Source organism: Burkholderia gladioli (assembly GCF_000959725.1).
In the GTDB taxonomy this organism is placed as follows: domain Bacteria; phylum Pseudomonadota; class Gammaproteobacteria; order Burkholderiales; family Burkholderiaceae; genus Burkholderia; species Burkholderia gladioli.
In genome coordinates this window covers 2,593,615-2,612,916 of sequence record NZ_CP009323.1, presented here as the reverse complement: position 1 = coordinate 2,612,916, position 19,302 = coordinate 2,593,615, and the positions used below count along the sequence as shown (strand labels likewise).

At 70.0% G+C, this 19,302-nt stretch carries 21 protein-coding genes and 2 tRNA genes; 15 read left to right on the top strand and 8 right to left on the bottom strand.

The window, feature by feature from the left end:
* Nucleotides 1–40: 40 nt before the first annotated feature.
* Genes moeA through BM43_RS28710 form a run of 3 tightly spaced genes read left to right on the top strand, consistent with a single transcriptional unit; the run spans nucleotide 41 to nucleotide 2,143 of the window.
* On the top strand, nucleotides 41–1,339 hold the full coding sequence (gene moeA / locus BM43_RS28720; RefSeq protein WP_036052323.1) for a molybdopterin molybdotransferase MoeA: 1,299 nt from the start codon (nucleotides 41–43) through the stop codon (nucleotides 1,337–1,339).
* Nucleotides 1,340–1,376: 37 nt separating this feature from the next.
* Complete coding sequence (locus BM43_RS28715) at nucleotides 1,377–1,652, top strand: hypothetical protein (RefSeq protein WP_013697061.1); 276 nt, start codon at nucleotides 1,377–1,379, stop codon at nucleotides 1,650–1,652.
* Complete coding sequence (locus BM43_RS28710) at nucleotides 1,649–2,143, top strand: GNAT family N-acetyltransferase (protein ID WP_036052326.1); 495 nt, start codon at nucleotides 1,649–1,651, stop codon at nucleotides 2,141–2,143. Before BM43_RS28715 ends, BM43_RS28710 begins: the two co-directional genes overlap by 4 nt.
* Nucleotides 2,144–2,194: 51 nt before the next feature.
* Here the strand turns inward: BM43_RS28710 and BM43_RS28705 are convergent, their stop codons facing one another.
* The 5 genes from BM43_RS28705 to pncB form a co-directional block, all read right to left on the bottom strand.
* Entirely contained in the window at nucleotides 2,195–3,664 is a 1,470-nt protein-coding gene (locus BM43_RS28705; RefSeq protein WP_017920399.1) for a DNA recombination protein RmuC, read from the bottom strand.
* Nucleotides 3,661–4,650, bottom strand: a complete 990-nt coding sequence (locus tag BM43_RS28700; RefSeq protein WP_036052328.1) for a 2-hydroxyacid dehydrogenase — start codon at nucleotides 4,648–4,650, stop codon at nucleotides 3,661–3,663. Before BM43_RS28700 ends, BM43_RS28705 begins: the two co-directional genes overlap by 4 nt.
* Nucleotides 4,651–4,718: 68 nt before the next feature.
* Complete coding sequence (locus tag BM43_RS28695) at nucleotides 4,719–6,122, bottom strand: sodium:proton antiporter (RefSeq protein ID WP_042285285.1); 1,404 nt, start codon at nucleotides 6,120–6,122, stop codon at nucleotides 4,719–4,721.
* Nucleotides 6,123–6,280: 158 nt separating this feature from the next.
* Complete coding sequence (locus BM43_RS28690) at nucleotides 6,281–6,952, bottom strand: LutC/YkgG family protein (RefSeq protein WP_036052331.1); 672 nt, start codon at nucleotides 6,950–6,952, stop codon at nucleotides 6,281–6,283.
* 108 nt (nucleotides 6,953–7,060) lie between these two features.
* Complete coding sequence (gene pncB, locus BM43_RS28685; protein ID WP_036052336.1) at nucleotides 7,061–8,260, bottom strand: nicotinate phosphoribosyltransferase; 1,200 nt, start codon at nucleotides 8,258–8,260, stop codon at nucleotides 7,061–7,063.
* 305 nt (nucleotides 8,261–8,565) lie between these two features.
* Between pncB and fdxA the strand changes: the two genes are divergently transcribed.
* The 8 genes from fdxA to BM43_RS28645 all read left to right on the top strand — a co-directional run bounded on the left by fdxA (nucleotide 8,566) and on the right by BM43_RS28645 (nucleotide 13,073).
* Nucleotides 8,566–8,889 carry a ferredoxin FdxA gene (gene fdxA / locus BM43_RS28680; protein WP_012734998.1) on the top strand — a complete coding sequence of 108 codons (324 nt, stop codon included), beginning with the start codon at nucleotides 8,566–8,568 and terminating at the stop codon, nucleotides 8,887–8,889.
* A gap of 110 nt (nucleotides 8,890–8,999) precedes the next feature.
* Nucleotides 9,000–9,075, top strand: a tRNA-Asn gene (locus tag BM43_RS28675).
* A gap of 59 nt (nucleotides 9,076–9,134) precedes the next feature.
* Nucleotides 9,135–9,210, top strand: a tRNA-Asn gene (locus BM43_RS28670).
* 182 nt (nucleotides 9,211–9,392) lie between these two features.
* Nucleotides 9,393–9,869, top strand: coding sequence for a CreA family protein (locus BM43_RS28665; RefSeq protein WP_036031801.1), 477 nt, complete (start codon nucleotides 9,393–9,395; stop codon nucleotides 9,867–9,869).
* Nucleotides 9,870–9,902: 33 nt separating this feature from the next.
* Nucleotides 9,903–10,817, top strand: a complete 915-nt coding sequence (locus tag BM43_RS28660) for an AraC family transcriptional regulator (protein ID WP_036052339.1) — start codon at nucleotides 9,903–9,905, stop codon at nucleotides 10,815–10,817.
* Between the two features lie 93 nt (nucleotides 10,818–10,910).
* Nucleotides 10,911–11,675, top strand: coding sequence for an AzlC family ABC transporter permease (locus BM43_RS28655; RefSeq protein WP_042285289.1), 765 nt, complete (start codon nucleotides 10,911–10,913; stop codon nucleotides 11,673–11,675).
* Entirely contained in the window at nucleotides 11,672–12,010 is a 339-nt protein-coding gene (locus BM43_RS28650; protein ID WP_025098986.1) for an AzlD domain-containing protein, read from the top strand. Before BM43_RS28655 ends, BM43_RS28650 begins: the two co-directional genes overlap by 4 nt.
* A 274-nt stretch (nucleotides 12,011–12,284) precedes the next feature.
* Nucleotides 12,285–13,073 carry a DUF4088 family protein gene (locus BM43_RS28645; RefSeq protein ID WP_036052342.1) on the top strand — a complete coding sequence of 263 codons (789 nt, stop codon included), beginning with the start codon at nucleotides 12,285–12,287 and terminating at the stop codon, nucleotides 13,071–13,073.
* 111 nt (nucleotides 13,074–13,184) lie between these two features.
* Here BM43_RS28645 and BM43_RS41975 read toward each other — a convergent pair whose 3' ends face one another.
* Complete coding sequence (locus tag BM43_RS41975; RefSeq protein ID WP_148270092.1) at nucleotides 13,185–13,628, bottom strand: hypothetical protein; 444 nt, start codon at nucleotides 13,626–13,628, stop codon at nucleotides 13,185–13,187.
* Between the two features lie 360 nt (nucleotides 13,629–13,988).
* Between BM43_RS41975 and BM43_RS28635 the strand changes: the two genes are divergently transcribed.
* From BM43_RS28635 to fumC, 3 genes are all read left to right on the top strand, one after another.
* Complete coding sequence (locus tag BM43_RS28635) at nucleotides 13,989–14,207, top strand: RNA-binding S4 domain-containing protein (protein ID WP_013697047.1); 219 nt, start codon at nucleotides 13,989–13,991, stop codon at nucleotides 14,205–14,207.
* 251 nt (nucleotides 14,208–14,458) lie between these two features.
* A complete protein-coding gene (locus BM43_RS28630; protein WP_036052349.1) occupies nucleotides 14,459–15,859 on the top strand; it encodes an MATE family efflux transporter in 1,401 nt (466 codons plus the stop codon).
* A gap of 194 nt (nucleotides 15,860–16,053) precedes the next feature.
* The gene (gene fumC, locus BM43_RS28625) at nucleotides 16,054–17,448 is read left to right on the top strand and encodes a class II fumarate hydratase (RefSeq protein ID WP_013697045.1); all 1,395 of its coding nucleotides are present in this window, start codon (nucleotides 16,054–16,056) and stop codon (nucleotides 17,446–17,448) included.
* Nucleotides 17,449–17,564: 116 nt separating this feature from the next.
* Here the strand turns inward: fumC and BM43_RS28620 are convergent, their stop codons facing one another.
* Nucleotides 17,565–18,074, bottom strand: coding sequence for an acyl-CoA thioesterase (locus BM43_RS28620; protein WP_025098990.1), 510 nt, complete (start codon nucleotides 18,072–18,074; stop codon nucleotides 17,565–17,567).
* 85 nt (nucleotides 18,075–18,159) lie between these two features.
* Nucleotides 18,160–18,312, bottom strand: coding sequence for a hypothetical protein (locus tag BM43_RS41790; RefSeq protein WP_013697043.1), 153 nt, complete (start codon nucleotides 18,310–18,312; stop codon nucleotides 18,160–18,162).
* A gap of 164 nt (nucleotides 18,313–18,476) precedes the next feature.
* Between BM43_RS41790 and BM43_RS28615 the strand changes: the two genes are divergently transcribed.
* Nucleotides 18,477–19,202 carry an ArsR/SmtB family transcription factor gene (locus BM43_RS28615; RefSeq protein WP_036052353.1) on the top strand — a complete coding sequence of 242 codons (726 nt, stop codon included), beginning with the start codon at nucleotides 18,477–18,479 and terminating at the stop codon, nucleotides 19,200–19,202.
* Nucleotides 19,203–19,302 lie beyond the last annotated feature (100 nt).

Here is a 19,302-nt window from a genome sequence, read left to right as displayed (position 1 = left end):
CCGGCGCGACTCCGATCCGCCTAGCGGCGCCTCTTCAGCCATGACCACGCACTCGTCGCCAGCCCAAATCCATCCCGAAATCCTGTCCGTCGACGCCGCCCGCGCGCTCGCGCTGCGCGAACTCGTGCCGGTGACGGAAACGGAAACGGTCGCGCTCGGCGAGGCGCTCGGCCGCGTGCTGGCCGAGGCGGTCGCCTCGCCGCTCGACGTGCCGGCCTACGACAATTCGGCGATGGACGGTTATGCCTTCGACGGCGCCGCGCTGGCCGCCGCGAACGAGGGGGAACTGTGCCTGGCGGTGGCCGGCATCGCCCTGGCGGGTCATCCGCATCCGGGCGGCACGCCGGCCGGTGCCTGCGTGCGCATCATGACCGGCGCACCGATGCCGCTCGGCTGCGACACGGTGATCCCGCAGGAACGCGTGAAGGTGATCCCGCGGGAACACACGAGCGACACGCTGGTGAAATTCGAGGCGCAAGCCGTCGCGCCGGGCGCCAATTGCCGCCGTGCCGGCGAGGATCTGGCGCGCGGCGCGACCGTGCTCGAGGCCGGCCGCGTCGTGCGGCCCGCCGATCTCGGCCTGCTGGCCTCGCTCGGCATCGGCCAGGTGACGGTGCGCCGCCGCCTGCGCGTGGCCTGCCTGTCGACCGGCGACGAACTGCGCGCGCCGGGCGAGCCGCTCGGCGCGGGCGGCCGCTACGACAGCAACCGCGCGACGCTGTTCGGCATGCTGGCGACGCTCGGCGTCGAGGCGATCGACGGCGGCATCGTGCGCGACGATCCGGCCGCGCTGGAAGCCGCGCTAAGCGACGCGGCCGCGCGCGCCGACGTGGTGATCACCTCGGGCGGCGTCTCGGTCGGCGATGCCGACTTCACGCGCGAGCTGCTCGGCCGGCTCGGCCGCATCAGCTTCGCGAGCCTGGCGATGCGCCCGGGACGCCCGCTGGCCTGCGGGCACCTGGCGCCGGCCGCGCCGGGCGCGCGCGCGGCGCTGTTCTTCGGCCTGCCCGGCAATCCGGTGGCGGTCGCGGCCACTTTCCAGGTGATCGTGCGCGACGCCTTGCTGACACTGATGGGCGCGCGCCCCGAACCGGCGCCGCGCTACCCGGCGCGCACCCTCGCGGCGATCGACACGCGCGCGGGCCGCACGGATTTCCTGCGCGGGATCGCCTCGCGCGACGCCGACGGCAACTGGCAGGTGAGCCCGGCGGACTCACAGAGCTCGGCATCGCTGAAGGGCCTCAGCGACGCGAACTGCTTCATCGTGATCGGCGCGGAGCTGGCCCGCGTCGAGGCCGGCGCGAGCGTGGAGATCCTCCCGTTCGCCGGCGCACTCTGAGATTCACCACTATCAGCACTTACGGGGCAACTCGATTATGAAAAAGCAAATTTCCTCGATCGCGGCAGGGCAGACGGCCAAGGCGCTGATCCTCGTCTACCTGACCTTCAGCGTGCCGATCGTGCTGCTGGGGATCGTGGTCGCGTTCGTGCGTTTCGGCTCGGTCGAGCTGAGCACCATCTTCAGCGCCCTGCTGCTGAACGCGATCCTCGGCTTCGTGCTGCTGTGGATCGCCTGCCACGCCTACAACTGGGTTGCCTCGCGCTTCGGCGGCATCGAGATCGTGCTGTCGGACGTGCAGGAGGAGGCATGAACTTCGAGATCCGCGACGCGCAGCCCGACGACGTCGCCGATCTCGTCGCGCTGACGCGCGAGCTGGCCCAGTTCGAATCGCTCACGCACCTGTTCGTCGCCACCGAGGCCGATCTCGCCGACGCGCTGTTCGGCCTGAACCCGGCGGCCGGCGCGCTGGTCGCGACGCTCGACCACGAGGTGGTGGGCTACGCGCTCTACTTCCAGAACTACTCGACCTTCGTCGGCAAGCGCGGCCTCTATCTGGAGGATCTCTACGTCAAGCCGGCCTGCCGCGGCACCGGCCTCGGCACGCGGCTGCTGCGCGCGGTGGCGGCGCTCGCGGTCGAGCGCAAGTGCGGCCGCTTCGAGTGGACCGTGCTCGACTGGAACCGCCAGGCGATCGATTTCTACGAACGGATGGGCGCCACCGTGCTGTCCGACTGGCGCGTGGTGCGCGTCACGGGCGAGGCGCTCGATGCGCTCGCCCAGCCGGCGCCCGGCGACGAATAAGCCGCGCCGGGTGCGCCGTCCCTGGGCGGGCGGCTTCCCGGCGGCGACACCTCAGGCCTCGTCGGGATCGGCCTCGCCCGAGGCCGCGCCGAGCAGCCCCGCGGCCTGATCGCCGGGCAGCGCCTCGACATCCTTGAGCTTGCGATTCATCACCCGCGTGCGTTGCTCGGCCGATTCGATCGAGCGCGTGACGGTCTCCAGTTGCGCCTTGGTGCGCGCCAGCACCTCGCCGAACTTGCCGAACTCGGTCTTCACCGCGCCCAGCACCTGCCACACCTCGCTCGAACGCCGCTCGATGGCGAGCGTGCGGAAACCCATCTGCAGGCTGTTGAGCAGGGCCGTCAGGGTGGTCGGTCCCGCCACCGTGACGCGATAGTCGCGCTGCAGCTGGTCGGTCAGCCCGGGCCGCCGCAGGATCTCGGCATACAGGCCCTCGGTCGGCAGGAACAGCAAGGCGAAATCGGTGGTGTGCGGCGGCGACACGTATTTCTCCGCGATGCTCTTCGCCTCCGCGCGGATGCGCAGCTCCAGCGCGCGCGCCGCCTCCTCCACCGCCGTGACGTCGGCACGCTCCTGCGCATCGATCAGGCGCTCATAATCCTCGCGCGGGAATTTCGCGTCGACCGGCAGCCAGACCGGCTGCGCATCGTGCTCGCGGCCCGGCAGCCGGATCGCGAACTCGACGCGCTCGCTGCGCCGCGGCACCGTGGCGACGTTCTTCGCGTATTGATCCGGCGTCAGCATCTGTTCGAGCAGGGCCTCGAGCTGGACCTCGCCCCAGGTGCCGCGCGTCTTCACATTGGTCAGCACCTTCTTCAGGTCGCCCACGCCGGCGGCCAGCGTCTGCATCTCGCCGAGCCCGCGATGGACCTGCTCGAGCCGCTCGGAAACCAGCCGGAACGATTCGCCGAGCCGCTGCTCGAGCGTGGCATGCAGCTTCTCGTCGACGGTGCGGCGCATCTCCTCAAGCTTCACGGCATTGTTGGCCTCGATCTCCTTGAGGCGCTGCTCGAGCGTGGCGCGCACCTCGCCCAGCCGCCGGTCGTTGGCCTCGCTCAGTTGCGCGAGCTGCTGGTTCAGCAGCGTGCCGAAATGGCGAAGCGAGGCGCCCTGCTCGTCGCGCGCGAGCTGCGCCTGCTGTTGCAGGCCCTCGCGCACCGCCTCGAACTGCTGCGTGTTCGCGGCGACCAGCTTGGCGAGCTGCTGCGCGAAGCCGTCGATCTGCTGGTTCTGCACGGTGGCCACGCTCGTCATCTGCGCGGCCAGGGTCTGCTGCAACTGGGCGAAGCTGCCCGACAATTCGCCGCGCGAGGCCCGCGCGCTGTCGGCGAGCTCGCCGCGCAGCGCGCGCTCGAGCCGCTCCATCGCATGCGCCTGGGCATCCTGCACGTCGTCGAGGCGCTCGCCGAGCCAGCCCTCGCCCTCGGCGCCGCGGCCCGCGCCGCGCCAGATCACCAGCAACGCGACCACCAGCGCCACCGCCAGCACCACCAGCGCGCCCAGCAGAAGCGGCATCGTCATGCGCGCGCCTTGCCGATCACGTCGGGGTTGATCGGATTGGGCGGACGTCCGGCGCGCGGCCCGACGCCGAGCGCCGCGATCAGGTTGTCGGCCGCGAGGTTCGCCATCGCGCGGCGGGTCGCCTCGGTGGCGCTGGCGATATGCGGCGTGAGCACCACGTTGGGCACCGCCAGCAGCGCCGGATGCACGCTCGGCTCGCCCTCGAACACGTCGAGGCCGGCCGCCGCGATACGCCGCTCGCGCAGCGCCTCGGCCAGCGCCGCATCGTCGACGATGCCGCCGCGCGCGATATTGGTCAGCGTCGCGCTCGGCTTCATCAGCGCGAGTTCGGCCGCGCCGATGGTGTGATGGTTGTCCTTCGTGTAGGGCAGCACCAGCACCACGTGATCGGCCTGCCGCAGCAGCGCCTCCTTGCCCAGGTACTCGGCGTTCAGTTCGGCCTCGATGTCGGGCGCGACGCGCGAGCGGTTGTGATAGACCACCCGCATGTTGAAGCCGCGCGCGCGCCGCGCCAGCGCCTGGCCGATGCGCCCCATGCCGATCACGCCGAGCGTGGCGCCGTGGATGTCGCCGCCGAGGAAGCTGTCGAACGACCATTTGCGCCACTGGCCGGCCCGCAGCCAGTGCTCGGATTCGGCGATGCGCCGCGCGGTCGCCATCATCAGGGCCCAGCCGAAATCGGCGGTGGTCTCGTTGAGCACGTCCGGCGTATTGGTGCCGAGCACGTTCGCCGCATTGAAGGCGGCCATGTCGAAGTTGTTGTAGCCGACCGCCATGTTGGCCACCACCCGCAGCTTCGGCGCGGCCGCCAGCGTGGCCGCGCCGATCGGGTCGCCCGCGGTCAGCGCGCCGTCCTTGTCGGCCAGGCGCGCCGTCAGCGCCTCGGGCGCGAGCGCGTCGCCGTCGTTCCAGTCCACCTCGAAATGCTGTTCGAGCCGCTCGATCACGTCCGGAAAGATCGAACGCGCCACCAGGATTTTCTGCATTGCCTGCCTCCGTCAAGCGCGCGCGACCGGCGCGCTACCTGTATTGAAACCCTTCCCGAAACCCTCGCTCAGCCGGCGAAGAACAGCCACGTCGCCAGCGCGAACACCGGCACCAGGATGCCGAACGACCAGCCCAGATAGGCGAAGAAGCTCGGCATCCGGATCCCGCGCGATTCGGCGATCGCCTTCACCATGAAGTTCGGCGCGTTGCCGATATAGCTGTTCGCGCCCATGAACACCGCGCCGGCCGAGATCGCCGCGAGCGCGGCCGCGCCGCTCGTCATCAGGGTCGGCGCGTCGCCGCCGGCGAGGTTGAAGAATACGAGGTAGGTCGGCGCATTGTCGAGGAAGGACGACAGCAGCCCGGTGGCCCAGAACAGCATCGGCACCACCGGCTCGCCGTTGTCCGCCGTGACCAGGTGGACGATCGGCGCGAAGGCGCCGTCGGCGCCCGCGCGCAGGATCACGATCACCGGCGCGATGGTCACGAAGATACCGGCGAACAGCTTGGCGACCTCCTCGATCGGCGCCCAGTCGAAGGCATTGCCCTCGCGCGCCGAGCGCGGCGTGATCGCCAGCGAGAGCAGCGCGAGCGCGGCCAGGGCCAGGTCGCGCACGGCGTTCTGCAGGGCCACCTCGGTGCCGAACACGTCGAAGCGGATGCCGGGTTTCCAGATGCCGCTCATCAGCACCAGCGCGACGATCGCGCCGAGCAGCACGAAGTTGCGCTTGCCGTCGATGCGGATCGGCTCGGCCGCGGCGGTCAGTGCCGGGTCGCGCGGCAGCGTGACGGCACCGCCGCCGTCGCGGCGGAAGCGCCAGGCGTCCAGCACGTAGAACAGCGCCAGCAGCACGCCGCAGACGAACAGCGTGGGCAGCGCGAGATGCACCGTGGTCCAGAAGAAATCGACGCCGTTCAGGAAACCGAGGAACAGTGGCGGATCGCCGAGCGGCGAGAGCGCGCCGCCCGCGTTCGCGACCAGGAAGATGAAGAACACCACCACGTGCACCACGCGCGGCCGTGCCGCGTTGGCGCGCAGCAGCGGCCGGATCAGCAGCATCGCCGCGCCGGTGGTGCCCATCAGGCTCGCCAGCACGGTGCCCAGCGCGAGCAGCGCGGTGTTGCGCGCCGGCGAGGCGCGCAGCTCGCCATGCACGCAGATGCCGCCCGCCACGGTGTAGAGCGCCGCCAGCAGCACGATGAAGGGGATGTATTCCTCGAGCAGCGCATGGACCAGGGTGGCGCCGGCGGTGGCCGCGCCGAACACGGCCGCGAACGGCAGCAGGAACAGCAGCGCCCAGGCCGCCGCGATCTTGCCGTAGTGGTGATGCCAGAACGAGGCCGCCGCCAGCGGCAACAGCGCGATCGACAGCAGCATGCCGGCGAACGGCAGGCCCCAGAGCGCGGACAAGGTGGCGCCGTCGAGCGTGGCCGCCGAGGCCGGCGCGGGCGCCGCCGTCAGCAGCAGCATGAACAGCGCGAGCCACGGTGCAACGCGGCGCGGTGCGCCCCGGACGGCGAAGGAATCGGGTCGGTGGAAAGTCATCGGATCGAGAACGCGGCCACTCGCTGCCGCCAGCGGCAGGTTCGAGGCACCGGGAAAGGAATGGGAAACGCGCGCGGCAAGCCTCATGCGCCGCGCACGATGATCGCGTGCACGCGATACGGGCCATGCGCGCCGAGGATGATGGTCTGCTCGATATCGCCGGTGCGCGACGGCCCCGATACGATATTGACCGCGCGCGGCAGCTCGCCGCGTTCGGCGCGGATCAGCGCGAAGGCATCCTCGTGGCCGGCGACGATGCGCGAGGCCGGTACCACCACGAGATGGGTTTCCGGCAGCAGCGCCGCCGAGGCATAGGTATCCGGGCCCGACAGCAGCACCAGCGAGCCGGTCTCGGCGCTCGCGCAGAAGCAGCCGGTGATGCCGACCAGGTCGCCCTCGACGGGCTTGCGCAAGTCGACCTCGAGGCCGGCCGAGGCCCAGTCGATATCGGCCAGGGTGCGCCAGGCGATCGCCCGCGCGGCCAGCGAGCGCGCCTGCAGGTAGCGCGCCGCGGCGGCCGGTACCTCGGCGAGCGTGTCGACGGCCTCGACCGTGGTCGACATCCGCTCGGCTTCCTCGGTGAAGCGCGCGAGCAATCCGGCGGCATCGTCCGGCATCGGCGGGCGCGGGCCGGCCGGATGACGCGCGAGGTAGTCGGCGGCCTGCTCGCGCTCGAGCGCATCGGGTTCGGCCTGGCGTCCCTGGGCGGCGCGGATGCGCGCGAAGATGTTGCGGCGGGCGGCCGACGTGTCCATGGGCGATCCTCGTGAGCGTGGCGGTGGCAAGGGCCGATTATAGCGGCGCCCTGTCGCGCCGAATCATGCCGGGCCGCCCGGCCCGGCATCGCCCGACCTGCCGCGCGCCTACTTGCCGGCCTCTTCCTCGGCCGGCTGGGCGATCCCGAACACCTGGCGCAGATAGGCCAGGTAGTTCTTGTCGTCGCACATGCTCTTGCCCGGCGAATCGGACAGCTTGGCGACCGGCTGGCCGTTGCAGCGGACCATCTTGATGACGATCTGCAGCGGCCGATAGCCGAGGTCGTTGGTCAGGTTGGTGCCGACGCCGAAGGCGAGCCGGCAGCGATCGCGGAACCGCTCGTAGAGCTGCAGCACCTTCGGGATGTCGAGCGCGTCCGAGAACACCAGCACCTTGGTGCGCGGGTCGCAGCGGTTCGCCTCGTAGTGGCTCAGCATGCGCTCGCCCCATTCGAAGGGATCGCCCGAATCGTGGCGCGCGCCGTCGAACAGCTTGCAGAAGTACATGTCGAAGTCGCGCAGGAAGGCGTCCATGCCGTAGACGTCGGACAGCGCGATACCGAGGTCGCCGCGATATTCCTTGGCCCACATCTCCAGGCCGTAGATCTGCGAATCGCGCAGCCGCGGGCCGAGCGCCTGGCAGGCCTGCAGGTACTCGTGCGCCATGGTGCCGAGCGGCGTGATGCCGTGCTTCATCGCGTAATAGACGTTGCTGGTGCCGGCGAACTGCGCGCCCAGCCCGTTGCGCAGCGTCAGCGCCACCTCCTCGTGCCAGACCTTCGAGAAGCGGCGGCGCGTGCCGTAGTCGGCGATCTTGCAGTCGGCGAACTCGGGCTTCGCGCCGAGCAGTTTCATCTTCTCGCGCAGCCGCTCGCGGCCCTCGCCGTAGTCGGGCTCGCTCTGCGTGTTGCGGAAATAGACCTCGTTGACGATCGCCAGCACCGGGATCTCGAACAGGATCGTATGCAGCCAGGGGCCGCGGATCGCGATGTCGATCTCGCCGTTGCCCTTGGGCGAGGGCGAGATCTCGATGTACTTCTCGTTGAGATGGAACAGCGCCAAGAATTCGACGAAGTCGCCCTTGATGAAGCGCATCTGGCGCAGGTAGTCGAGTTCGGCCTCGGTGAAGCGCAGATGGCACAGGCCGCGCACCTCGTCCCGGATCTCGTCGATATAGGGAACCAGGTCGACGCCGGGAGTCCGGCAGCGGAACCGGTATTCCACGTTGGCGGCCGGGAAGTGATGCAGCACCACCTGCATCATCGTGAACTTGTACAGGTCGGTGTCGAGCAGCGAAGTAATGATCATGATTCGGTGCCGCCGGGGGCAGCTTCAGCAAAATCGCGGGATCGGACGAGACCGAGCCGGCTACCTGCGTCGGCGCGCCGCCCCGTCTGCCTGCCGCATGTTACCCGAATGCGGGACCGACCATGCTCGCCGCCGCCTGCCGTCCCGGGCCTCGGGGACGCGTCGCGGACTCGACATAAACTAATCACGAAACAATATAAGACCGGCTGCGGGGTGCTGGATGCGGGTTTTCCTCATCAGTTACAATGCCGCATTTGGCGCAAAGCCTACCCCACACAGATAATCGCCAAGCAGGAGCGTTTTGAATGACTCACGTTGTGACCGAAGGCTGCATCAAGTGCAAGTACACCGATTGCGTCGATGTGTGCCCGGTGGATTGCTTCCGTGAAGGTCCCAATTTTCTCGCGATCGACCCGGACGAATGCATCGACTGCGCCGTGTGCGTGGCCGAGTGCCCGACCAATGCGATCTATGCCGAGGAAGACGTTCCCGGCGACCAGCAGCAATTCACGCCGCTCAATGCCGAGTTGGCCAAGCTGTGGCCGTCGATCACCAAGACCAAGCCCGCTCCCGGCGACGCCGACGAATGGAAGGACGTGCAGGACAAGCTGCATCTGCTCGAGCGCTGATCGCACCCGGCGGGCCCGCTGCTGCCGGCTCGCCGTTTCCGCAGAAAATTCGCGCAAAGCCTTGACACCCTCGTCATAGCCTCATAGAATCTCGTTTCTCTGCTGTTTGTTCCCCGATAGCTCAGTCGGTAGAGCGCCGGACTGTTAATCCGTAGGTCCCTGGTTCGAGCCCAGGTCGGGGAGCCAAGAATGCTGGTACGTCGTTTCAGACGCGTCGGCAACGAACAAACGCAGTACCGATTTATTCCCCGATAGCTCAGTCGGTAGAGCGCCGGACTGTTAATCCGTAGGTCCCTGGTTCGAGCCCAGGTCGGGGAGCCAGATAGCGAAAGGCCCGTCATGCGACGGGCCTTTTTGCTTTTCGGCGCCAGCTCGCTTCTCCCCTCGTCGCAACCTCACCCTCCCCGCGCGATTCAGCCACCGGCGCCCGAATCGCGAGGCGCGATTGGCCCGTGCCGGCCGTGCTAGAGTCGTCTTCCTCGCTCCTGCCCTGGCCATCGCCCATGAATCGTCTCGCCCTTGCCGTCGCCGCCTGCCTGGCCGCGCCGCTGCTTCCCGTGTCCGCGCACGCGGAGGAAATCGCCAGCGTCAACACCAACTTCCGCCTGACCGGGTCCGATCGCGTGGTGGTCGAAGCCTACGACGACCCGCTGGTGCAAGGCGTGACCTGCTATGTCTCGCGCGCCCGCACCGGCGGCATCAAGGGCAACCTGGGCCTGGCCGAGGATCCGACCGAGGCCTCGATCGCCTGCCGCCAGGTGGGCACGATCGGCTTCACGCAGCCACTCAAGCAGCAGACCGACGTGTTCAGCGAGCGCCTGTCCTTCGTGTTCAAGACCCTGCACGTGGTGCGGGTGGTCGACAAGAAGCGCAATACCCTGGTCTACCTGACCTACAGCGACCGGATCGCCACCGGCAGCGCGAAGAACAGCGTCACGGCCGTGCCGGTGCCCGCGGGCACGCCGATCCCGCTCAAGTAAGGCCGCGCGCCCGATCCTCACGCCCGCCTCGCGATGCGCTCCGCCCACCTCCCCGACGCCGCCCGCTACTGGCGCACGCCCCTGCTGCCGGATGCCGATCTCGTCACGGCCAGCTACCGCGAGCACCGTTTCGCGCCGCACTGGCACGAGGCCTACACCGTGCCGGTGATCGAGAGCGGCGCCGAGCGTTATGCCTATCGCGGCGGCCGACGCCTGGCCGACACCGGCAGCGTGCCGATCATCAATCCCGGCGAAGTGCACACCGGCTCGCGTGCGACCGAGGACGGCTGGCGCTATCGCGTCTCCTACGTGCCGGTCGCGTTCCTGCACGCGCTGGCCGACGAGATCGCCGGCTCGCCGCAGCCCGAGCCCTGGTTTCCTGACGATGCCATCCACGACGCCGACTGCGCGCGGCGCCTGGTGATCGCGCACCGGCTGCTCGAGGCCGGCGGCGTCGCCACCGAAGCTCACGACCATGACGGCGAACTGGCCGACGTGGCACTCGCCGCCGCGCCCTTCGCATCCGACGGCGCCGATCCGCTGGCCGCCGAAACGGCCCTGCTCGACGCGCTCTCGACCCTGCTGGTGCGTCATGCGCTGAGCCGACCCCGCGCCGGTGCGCCAGCCGCGGACGAACCGCGCGTGGCACGCATGCGCGAGCGGCTCGCCGCCGACCTGCTGGGCCCCGCCACGCTCGCCGAGGTGGCGCAGGCGGCCGGCCTGTCGCCGTTCCACGCGGCGCGCCTGTTCACGCGCAGCACCGGCATGGCGCCGCATGCCTGGCGCAACCAGCTGCGGTTGCAGCGTGCACTCGCGCCGCTGCGCGCGGGTGTGGCCGTCGCGCAGGTCGCGGCCGCCAGCGGCTTCGTCGACCAGAGCCATTTCACGCGCCACTTCAAGCGGATGTTCGGCGTGCCGCCGGGCCGCTGGCAGGGCGAGCGCAGCTAGCCGGGGCCAGGGCTCCGCCCTTTCGTCGCGCAAGAACGTACAAGACCCGCCTGCGGCGCCCCGTTATGCTCGGCGCTCCAGGAGGATTTCCCGTTGAACCCGCCCCATCCCAGCCCAATCGACTCCGCCGCCACGCGGCGCCCGCTGCGCGAATTCGCCGACGGCGCGCGCGACACCTTTCCGATGATGGTCGGCGCCGCGCCCTTCGGCGTGATCTTCGGCACGCTCGTGACGGCCGGGCCGCTTGCCTGGTGGCATGGCGAGCTGATGTCGCTGGTGGTGTTCGCCGGCTCCGCGCAGTTCATCGCGGCCGGCCTGCTGGCGGGCGGCGCCGGCGCGCTGGTGGTGATCGCCACCACCCTGGTGGTGAACCTGCGCCACCTGCTCTACTCGGCCACGCTCGCTCCCTATGTCGCCCATCTGCCGCTGCGCTGGCGCGCCACGCTCGGCGCGCTGATGACCGACGAGGTGTTCGCGGTCGCCTACGCACGCTACCGCCACACGCGCCCCGGCGAACTCGGCCCGCATTACTTCTTCGGCTCGGGCCTGGCGATGTACCTGAACTGGCAGGCCTGGACCCTGGTCGGTTTGCTGTTCGGCGCGGCCTTCCCGGGCCTGCAGGCGCTCGGGCTCGATTTCGCGATGGCCGCGACCTTCATCGCGATCGTGGTGCCGCAGTTGGCTGCCTTGCGCTACCTGGCCGCGGCCGTCACCGCCGGCGTGGTGGCCCAGCTCTGCCACGCGCTGCCCTACAAGCTCGGCTTGCTGGCCGCCGTGGTGGCGGGCGTGGCGGTGGGCGTCGCGCTCTCGCTGCGCGACCACGGACGTGCGCGCCGTCGCGTGGAGGCCGCCTCGTGAACTACCTGCTGATCCTGCTCGGCATGGCCGCCGTCACCTACGCGATCCGTACCACGCTGTTCCTGTTCGGCGAACGGCTGGTGTTTGCGCCGCTGGTGCGCACCGCGCTCGGCTTCGTGCCGGTCACGGTGCTGACCGCGATCGTGGTGCCGATGACCCTCGCGCCGCACGGCGGCGGCCTGGAACTCTCGCTGCGCAATCCGCAACTGGTCGGCGGCGTCGCCGCCGTGATCGTCTCGGCCGCCACGCGCCGGCCCTTGCTGACGATCGCGGTCGGGCTCGCGGTTTTCTTCGCCTGGCAGGGCCTGGTGATTCCGCGCTGGCTGCCGGCCTGAGCGCTGGCGCTGGCGCTGGCGCTGGCGCTGGCGCTGGCGCTGGTGCTGGTGCTGGTGCTGGTGCTGGTGCTGGTGCTGGTGCTGGTGCAGGGTGCCAGCCGCGCCGGCCGGCGCGGCCTCAAGTTTCCCCGCCCGCTGCCGATATAGGAGGAAAACCCTCCTGGCGCCGATCGCGACGCAGCCGGGGCAGCCGCACGCGCGAACGCCCCGCCGGCACGAACGGCGCATGCCGGCGCCCACTCGGCGCCGGTAGCCACCGCGTACCGAGAGATTCATGGGCCACATCACGCTGTCGATCAAGGACGACACCATTGCGTCGCTACGCAAGGACTTCGACGCGTTCGTGCGTGTCTCGCTGAAACTCGATCCGCAGTTCGCGACCCCGTCCTTCGAGGACTTCCTGCGCGCCAAGCTGCTCGACAACATGGTGCCGCTGACCGAGCACGCCGTGCAGCGCATGCTGCAGGGTGGCCAGTACGCCTGGGCCAAGCGCACGCTGGACAAGGAATTCCCGAACGTCGTCGAGATCCTGATGCGCCAGGCCGAGACCTTCGGCTTCGGCTTCGCCTCGCGCAGCGAATGGACCCCCGAGGAACTGGCCAAGGCCTGCCACGACTGGGCCGCCGCGATCGTCTCGGAGGCACAGGGCGACGCCGCCCTGGTCGACCCGCTCGCAGGCCAGATCAAGTCGGCGGTGCACGACATCCAGACCCTCGAGGAGCGCATGCAGACACCCGCCTGGCGGCTCGCGGAATCGCTGCGCCAGCGCGTCTACGAGGCCAAGCTGGCCTGCGAGACGAGCGTGGGCAGCACCGCACGCGAGAAGCTCGGCGAGCTGCGCGGCCTGCTGCGGCTCGGGCTCGCGCATGGTTCGTTCCAGAAGCAGGAAGCCCAGCAGATCATGGAATACCTGCGGCTGCTCAAGCCGGAGATCTTCGTCGAGGAGCCCTACGACGTGTTCTCGCGGCTGGCCGCCTGGCTGCGCGGCATCTTCATGGTGGCCACGCCGCCGAAGGCGCCGACCACGCAGAATCCGCCGCGCCAGCCGCAGCAGCGGCCATAGACGAGAGCGGGCGCGCGGCGCCCGTCGCCACGACAACGGGCCGGAACCCGTTCCAGACGGCTCCCGGCCCGCGCCGCGCAAGCGGCTTGCAAGCGGCCTAATCGGCGAGGCTTACTGGCCGCCCGAGCCGGGGCTGCCGTTACCAGCCGGCGACATGCCGTTGGTATTGCCGTTCACGGCGTCGCCCGCCTTCGAATTGGCACCGTGCGCGGAACTGTTGGCGCGCGTCTTCGAGTGCGACTTCGTCGAGTGATGCATGCCGGTGCTGCCCTTGCCGTTCATGCCGCTCATGCCATTGGTCGAACCATTACCCGGCGCGGTCGGCGCCGCGTCGGTACCGCCCGTCTGGCCGCCGGAATTGGCGCCTTGCGAGCCGCCGCCCATTCCACCACCGCCAGCCGCACCGCCGCCGGCACCACCAGCGGCCGCGCCGCCGCCGCCCCCCGCTCCGCCGGCCGCGCCACCGCCGCCGGCCTGGGCCATCGCGGAAGTCGCCGCGAACACGGTGGTCGTCACCAGTGCGGCACCCATCAGCATCTTGCGAATCCTGGACATGAGATTTCTCCTCGGGGAAAGTGTTCGACGCGGCTTCGAACCCGGCCGCGCCGCCTTGCCGCGACATGCGGCAGGCTTCAGGAAAGACCGGCCCTCACGACAGCCGGTTCGCCGCGAGCCCCGACTGTTACCCACCGTTTCATTTGCTTGCGGCTCGTCCACATCTGCTTACAGTGGCGGGCGCGAAAGCGGAAACGGCAGGTCGCGCCGGGGTTTGCGCGATCTGCATGACGCAGCGAACGTGCCCGTCGCGAGCGCCCGCGCGCGCACCGCCGCGCAAGGCGCTCGCCGCCGCCGGCGCGCTGGCTTATGATGCGAGCCTTGCTTTTTTACATGGGCGCGTCATCGGCGCCCCGAACGATGCCCAACCTCGATTTCACCCTGACCGGCGATTACGTCGAACTGCACAACCTGCTCAAGATCACCGGCGTGGCCGACAGCGGCGGCTCCGCCAAGGTGCTGGTCGCCTCGGGCGCGGTGCGCGTGGACGGCGCCGTCGAGCTGCGCAAGACCTGCAAGATCCGCGCGGGCCAGGTGGTGCTGTTCCAGGACACGCGCATCGCCGTGCACGGCGCCTAGGCGCTTCGCGCCGCCGACACGGGCGCCGCGCGCGGCCGCGTCGGCAACCCGCTTGCGCGCGACGCGTCCGCGGCCGGCACCAAGGCGAGCCGCGCGCGTCGCTCATCCGGCCCCGCGCGCGAAGCCACGCCGCCGCCAAGCCCCCACGCGCGACGCGCCCTCTGGCGCCGATTCGACAGTCGCGCAGGAAAAACGTAAGCTGCTCGCTTCACTACAACAACAGAGCGCGGGCACGTACCCGCGGTCCGCCCATGTCGCTTCCCGGCTTCTCGCGCGCGGCCAGCGCGCCGCCCTCCTTCTCTCGCCACGCCGCCGACACCGCCCGTCTCGCCGCGCCGCTCGCGATCGCGCAGCTCTCGCAGATGGCGATGAGCGTCACCGACACGGTGCTGCTCGGCTCGCTCGGCCCCGACTCGCTCGCCGCCGGCGGGCTCGGCGCGACGCTGTTCTTCGTGGTGGTCACGGTGCTGCAGGGCGTGCTGACCTCGGTGAGCGTCAGCGTCGCGCATGCGCGCGGCGCGCAGGCCGACGAGCGCATCCCGCACATCTACTGGACCGGCGTCGCGCTGGCCCTGCTGCTGGCGCTGCCGGCGATCCTGGTGCTGCTGTTCGTCGAGCCGCTGCTGCTGATGTTCCACGAACCCGCCGAACTGGCCCGCCATATCGGCGAATACTGCCGGGTGCTGTGCCTGGCCGCGCCGGGCAGCCTGATCGGGGTGGGCCTGATGCGCTCCTTCCTGCCGGCGATCGGCGCCGCGCGCCGGCTGCTGTGGGTCTCGATCGCGGGCGTGGGCGTCAACGCGGTGCTCAACTACGGGCTGATCCACGGCGCCTTCGGCCTGCCGCGGCTCGGTTTCCTCGGCTCGGCGGTGGCCACCACCATCACCATCTGGCTCACCGCGATCGCGCTGGTGCTGCTGCTGCACGGCCGCCCGGCGTTCCGTCACTTCGTGGCCGCCTCGCGGCCCAAGCTGCCGATGATGGGCGAGCTGGTCGGCATCGGCTGGCCGGTCGCCATCACCTACGGGGTCGAATCGACGCTGTTCCTGGCCACCGGCCTGACCATCGGCGTGCTCGGCGAATCCTCGCTGGCGGCGCACCAGATCGCGCTGAACGTGGCCTCGGTCGCCTTCATGGTGCCGCTGGCGATCGGCCAGGCCGCCAACGTGCGGGTCGGCTACTGGATGGGTGCCGGCCAGCCGCTGGCGGCGCGTCACGCGGGGTTCGCCGCGATCGGGCTGGGCGTGGCCTTCATGTCGCTGTCGGGGCTGCTGCTGATCGTTGCGCCGCATGCGATCGTCGGCCTCTACCTGCACCTGGACGACCCGAAGAACGCCGGCACCATCGCGCTGGCCACCAGCCTGCTCGGCATCGCGGCGATCTTCCAGATCGTCGACGGCATGCAGACGGTAGGCTCGGGCTGCCTGCGCGGCCTGAAGGACACGCGCGTGCCGATGATCGTCGCCACGCTCGGCTACTGGGGCGTCGGCTTCCCGGTCGGCTACTGGTTCGCGTTCCACGTCGGGCTGGGCGCGCGCGGGCTCTGGTGGGGGCTCGCCGCGGGCCTGGCCAGCGTGGCCGTGCTGATGACCTGGCGTTTCCACAAGAAGACCCGGGCCGTGATCGACGCGCATCACCGCACCGCCCGCTGAGGCGAACCACCGGCGGGCGCGCCCGGCATTGCCCTGCCTTCTTCCCGCCGCGCCGCCAGCCGACGTAAAATCGCGCGCGGCGCTATGCTTGTCGCCTCTGGACGCCGTCGACAGAACGGCGCCCGTCCCTACCTACGCTTTCGTGCCGCGCCCGATGCGCGCGGCGTGGCTGTTTTCTTGTGACGGAGTCAAAGATGAGCGAAGCAGTACGGATGGAACGCGACACCTTCGGTGAGATCGCGGTGCCGGACGCCCGCCTGTGGGGCGCGCAGACGCAGCGATCGCTGCAGAACTTCAAGATCTCGACGGAAAAGCAGTCGCCCGAGCTGATCCACGCGCTCGCGCTGATCAAGCGCGCGGCCGCCACGGTCAACCGCGAGCTCGGCGTGCTGGCCGAGGACAAGGCCAACGCGATCGTCGCGGCCGCCGACGAGATCATCGCCGGGCGCCATCCCGATGAATTCCCGCTCGCGGTCTGGCAGACGGGTTCGGGCACGCAGACCAACATGAACCTCAACGAGGTGATCGCGAACCGCGCCAGCGAGCTGCTCGGCGGCGTGCGCGGCGAGTCGCGCAAGGTCCACCCGAACGACGACGTGAATCGCGGCCAATCCTCGAACGACGTGTTCCCGACCGCGATGCACATCGCCGCCGCGTTCGCCATCCACACCCAGTTGCTGCCCGCGCTGAAGCGCCTGCGCAGCACGCTCGACGAGAAGTCGAAGGCCTTCGCCGGGATCGTCAAGATCGGCCGCACCCACCTGCAGGACGCCACGCCGCTCACGCTCGGCCAGGAGTTCTCGGGCTACGTGGCCCAGCTCGACCAGGGCATCCGCCATCTCGAATCGACCCTGCCGCATCTGTACGAGCTGGCGCAGGGCGGCACCGCGGTGGGCACCGGCCTGAACGCGCATCCGAAGTTCGCGGTGGCGGTGGCCGCCGAGATCGGCCGGCTCACCAAGCTGCCCTTCGTGAGCGCGCCCAACAAGTTCGAGGTGATGGCCGCGGCCGACGCGCTGGTGTTCGCGCACGGCGGGCTGAAGACGGTCGCCGCCAGCCTGATGAAGATCGCCAACGACGTGCGCTGGCTGGCCAGCGGCCCGCGCTGCGGCCTGGGCGAGCTGTCGATCCCCGAGAACGAGCCGGGCAGCTCGATCATGCCGGGCAAGGTCAACCCGACGCAGTCGGAAGCCGTCACGATGCTGTGCTGCCAGGTGTTCGGCAACGACGTGGCCGTCAACTTCGGCGGCGCGAGCGGCAACTTCGAGCTGAACGTGTTCCGCCCGATGATCGCGCACAACGTGCTGCAGTCGGTGCGCCTGCTGGCCGACGGCGCGCTGAGCTTCAACGATCACTGCGCGGTCGGCATCGAGCCGAATCATTCGCGCATCGACACGCTGCTCAACGAATCGCTGATGCTGGTGACGGCGCTCAATCCGCATATCGGCTACGACAAGGCCGCGCAGATCGCCAAGAAGGCGCACAAGGAAGGCACCACGCTGAAGGCTTCGGCGCTCGCGCTCGGTTATGTCACCGACGCGCAGTTCGACGAGTGGGTGAAGCCAGCCGAGATGATCGGCAAGCAATAAGCGCATGGGCCGGCGCCGCCGGCCCTCGATGCCAACGACAAGGCCGGCAGGACGTCTCTCGCGTCCTGCCGGCCTCGTTCATCATGGCTGGCGCCGGCAGGCAGCCGGCGCGCGGCTCAGACCACGCCCTTGGCCACCTCTTCCGGCTTCAGTTCGACGAGCTTGTCGAGCGCCTCACGCACATCCAGCGCGTATTGCTGCAGGCGCTTGTCCTCGTCGGTGACGGGCACCAGCGGCGGCACCGGCAGCGGGTTGCCGTTCTCGTCGACGGCCACGAACACCACCATGCAGTCGGTGGTCTGGCGCAGCACGCCGCCCTTCGGGTCGCCCGCGTGCACGGTCACGTGAATATGCATGCTGGTGCGGCCGGTGGCCACCACCCGCGCCTTCAACTCGACCAGGTTGCCGACCAGGATCGGCCGCTTGAAACGGATATTGCCGACGCTGACGGTCACGCAGTAGCGGCTCGACCAGATCGCCGCGCAGGCGTAGGCGGTCTCGTCGATCCATTTCATCAGCGCACCGCCGTGGACCTTGCCGCCGAAATTCACCGAGGTCGGCTCGGCGAGGAAACGGAACACGGTCTCGGTGCGATCGAGGGGCGCGGTGGGCGTGGGGTTCGACATCTTGGCTCCGTTTCGGGCGGTATCGTGTGGGTGAGGCCGATTATACGGTTCGCCATCGCGATCCTGCGTCGCAGCCGCCCCGGGCTCAGTTGTGGACCGTGATGCCCTGGTCGAGCGTGCCGTACATCTCGATGCTGCCCTGGCCGCCGCCGGCCGATCCCGCGCCGCCGTTCGCGCAGCCGGCGCACAGGCAGGCCGCCGCGAACACGGCCAGCAGCAGTTTGCTCAATTCCCGCATGATCGCCCGTCCTCGAAATCCGATCCGCGCATTCTACGCGGCGCGGCACCGGGCACGCTGCCGCGCGATCGACAGCCCCGCATTCGATACTTCGCGCTGCCCTGAACCATCGAATGCGAGCGGCGCCTACACTAGCCTGACCCGTTTCCCACCGAGGCCCGACCATGATCGCCACCGACCCGCACTTTCCCGGCCTGAGCCGGCTCGGCGCCCTGCTCGCCGATCCGGGCCGCGCGGCCATGCTGTGGGCGCTGATGGACGGCAGCGCGCGCCCGGCCGGCGAGCTGACGCTGCTGGCCGGGCTCTCGCCCTCGGCCGGCAGCGCGCACCTGGCGCGCCTGACCGACGGCGGCCTGCTCTCGCTCGAGGTGCGCGGGCGGCATCGCTATTACCGGATCGCCTCGCCCGAGGTGGCCGCCTCGATCGAGACGCTCGCCAACCTCGCGCAGGCCACCGCGCCGCTGCGGCCGGTGCCGGCCGTGGCGCGCACCGTGCCGCTCGAGATGCGCCATGCGCGCACCTGCTACGACCACATGGCGGGCGAACTGGCGGTGCGCGTCTACGACCGCATGCGCGAACGCGGCTGGTTGGCCCCCGCCGATGGCGAAGCCGACGGCCCGCACGACCTGGAGGTCACGCCGCTGGGCGCCGACGAGCTGGCGAGCCGCTGGCGGATCGACATCGGCACCCAGCGGCGGCGCCGGCGCCGCTTCGCCTGCACCTGCCTGGACTGGAGCGAGCGGCGCGCTCACCTGGCCGGCGCGCTCGGCGCCGCGCTGCTCGATGCCTGGCTCGCGCAGCACTGGATCGAGCCGGCCGGCAAGCCGCGCGTGCTGCGCATCACGCCCGACGGGCAGCGCCGCTTCGAGGCCTTGCTTACCGACGCTTGACGCCTCGATTGCAAATGCTTGACGAAAACGGGGACAGCGACATGCTTTGTTACAGCCGCGCATGAGCGCATTACAAAAGCGTCGGCCCGGAAACACGGCG

What these genes read in the sequence shown, in the direction of transcription:
- moeA (WP_036052323.1), top strand. Translation starts at nt 41, where the DNA reads ATGACCACGCACTCGTCGCCAGCCCAAATCCATCCCGAAATCCTGTCC.
- BM43_RS28715 (WP_013697061.1), top strand. Translation starts at nt 1,377, where the DNA reads ATGAAAAAGCAAATTTCCTCGATCGCGGCAGGGCAGACGGCCAAGGCG.
- BM43_RS28710 (WP_036052326.1), top strand. Translation starts at nt 1,649, where the DNA reads ATGAACTTCGAGATCCGCGACGCGCAGCCCGACGACGTCGCCGATCTC.
- BM43_RS28705 (WP_017920399.1), bottom strand. Translation starts at nt 3,664, where the DNA reads ATGACGATGCCGCTTCTGCTGGGCGCGCTGGTGGTGCTGGCGGTGGCG.
- BM43_RS28700 (WP_036052328.1), bottom strand. Translation starts at nt 4,650, where the DNA reads ATGCAGAAAATCCTGGTGGCGCGTTCGATCTTTCCGGACGTGATCGAG.
- BM43_RS28695 (WP_042285285.1), bottom strand. Translation starts at nt 6,122, where the DNA reads ATGCTGCTGCTGACGGCGGCGCCCGCGCCGGCCTCGGCGGCCACGCTC.
- BM43_RS28690 (WP_036052331.1), bottom strand. Translation starts at nt 6,952, where the DNA reads ATGGACACGTCGGCCGCCCGCCGCAACATCTTCGCGCGCATCCGCGCC.
- pncB (WP_036052336.1), bottom strand. Translation starts at nt 8,260, where the DNA reads ATGATCATTACTTCGCTGCTCGACACCGACCTGTACAAGTTCACGATG.
- fdxA (WP_012734998.1), top strand. Translation starts at nt 8,566, where the DNA reads ATGACTCACGTTGTGACCGAAGGCTGCATCAAGTGCAAGTACACCGAT.
- BM43_RS28665 (WP_036031801.1), top strand. Translation starts at nt 9,393, where the DNA reads ATGAATCGTCTCGCCCTTGCCGTCGCCGCCTGCCTGGCCGCGCCGCTG.
- BM43_RS28660 (WP_036052339.1), top strand. Translation starts at nt 9,903, where the DNA reads ATGCGCTCCGCCCACCTCCCCGACGCCGCCCGCTACTGGCGCACGCCC.
- BM43_RS28645 (WP_036052342.1), top strand. Translation starts at nt 12,285, where the DNA reads ATGGGCCACATCACGCTGTCGATCAAGGACGACACCATTGCGTCGCTA.
- BM43_RS41975 (WP_148270092.1), bottom strand. Translation starts at nt 13,628, where the DNA reads ATGTCCAGGATTCGCAAGATGCTGATGGGTGCCGCACTGGTGACGACC.
- BM43_RS28635 (WP_013697047.1), top strand. Translation starts at nt 13,989, where the DNA reads ATGCCCAACCTCGATTTCACCCTGACCGGCGATTACGTCGAACTGCAC.
- BM43_RS28630 (WP_036052349.1), top strand. Translation starts at nt 14,459, where the DNA reads ATGTCGCTTCCCGGCTTCTCGCGCGCGGCCAGCGCGCCGCCCTCCTTC.
- fumC (WP_013697045.1), top strand. Translation starts at nt 16,054, where the DNA reads ATGAGCGAAGCAGTACGGATGGAACGCGACACCTTCGGTGAGATCGCG.
- BM43_RS28620 (WP_025098990.1), bottom strand. Translation starts at nt 18,074, where the DNA reads ATGTCGAACCCCACGCCCACCGCGCCCCTCGATCGCACCGAGACCGTG.
- BM43_RS41790 (WP_013697043.1), bottom strand. Translation starts at nt 18,312, where the DNA reads ATGCGGGAATTGAGCAAACTGCTGCTGGCCGTGTTCGCGGCGGCCTGC.
- BM43_RS28615 (WP_036052353.1), top strand. Translation starts at nt 18,477, where the DNA reads ATGATCGCCACCGACCCGCACTTTCCCGGCCTGAGCCGGCTCGGCGCC.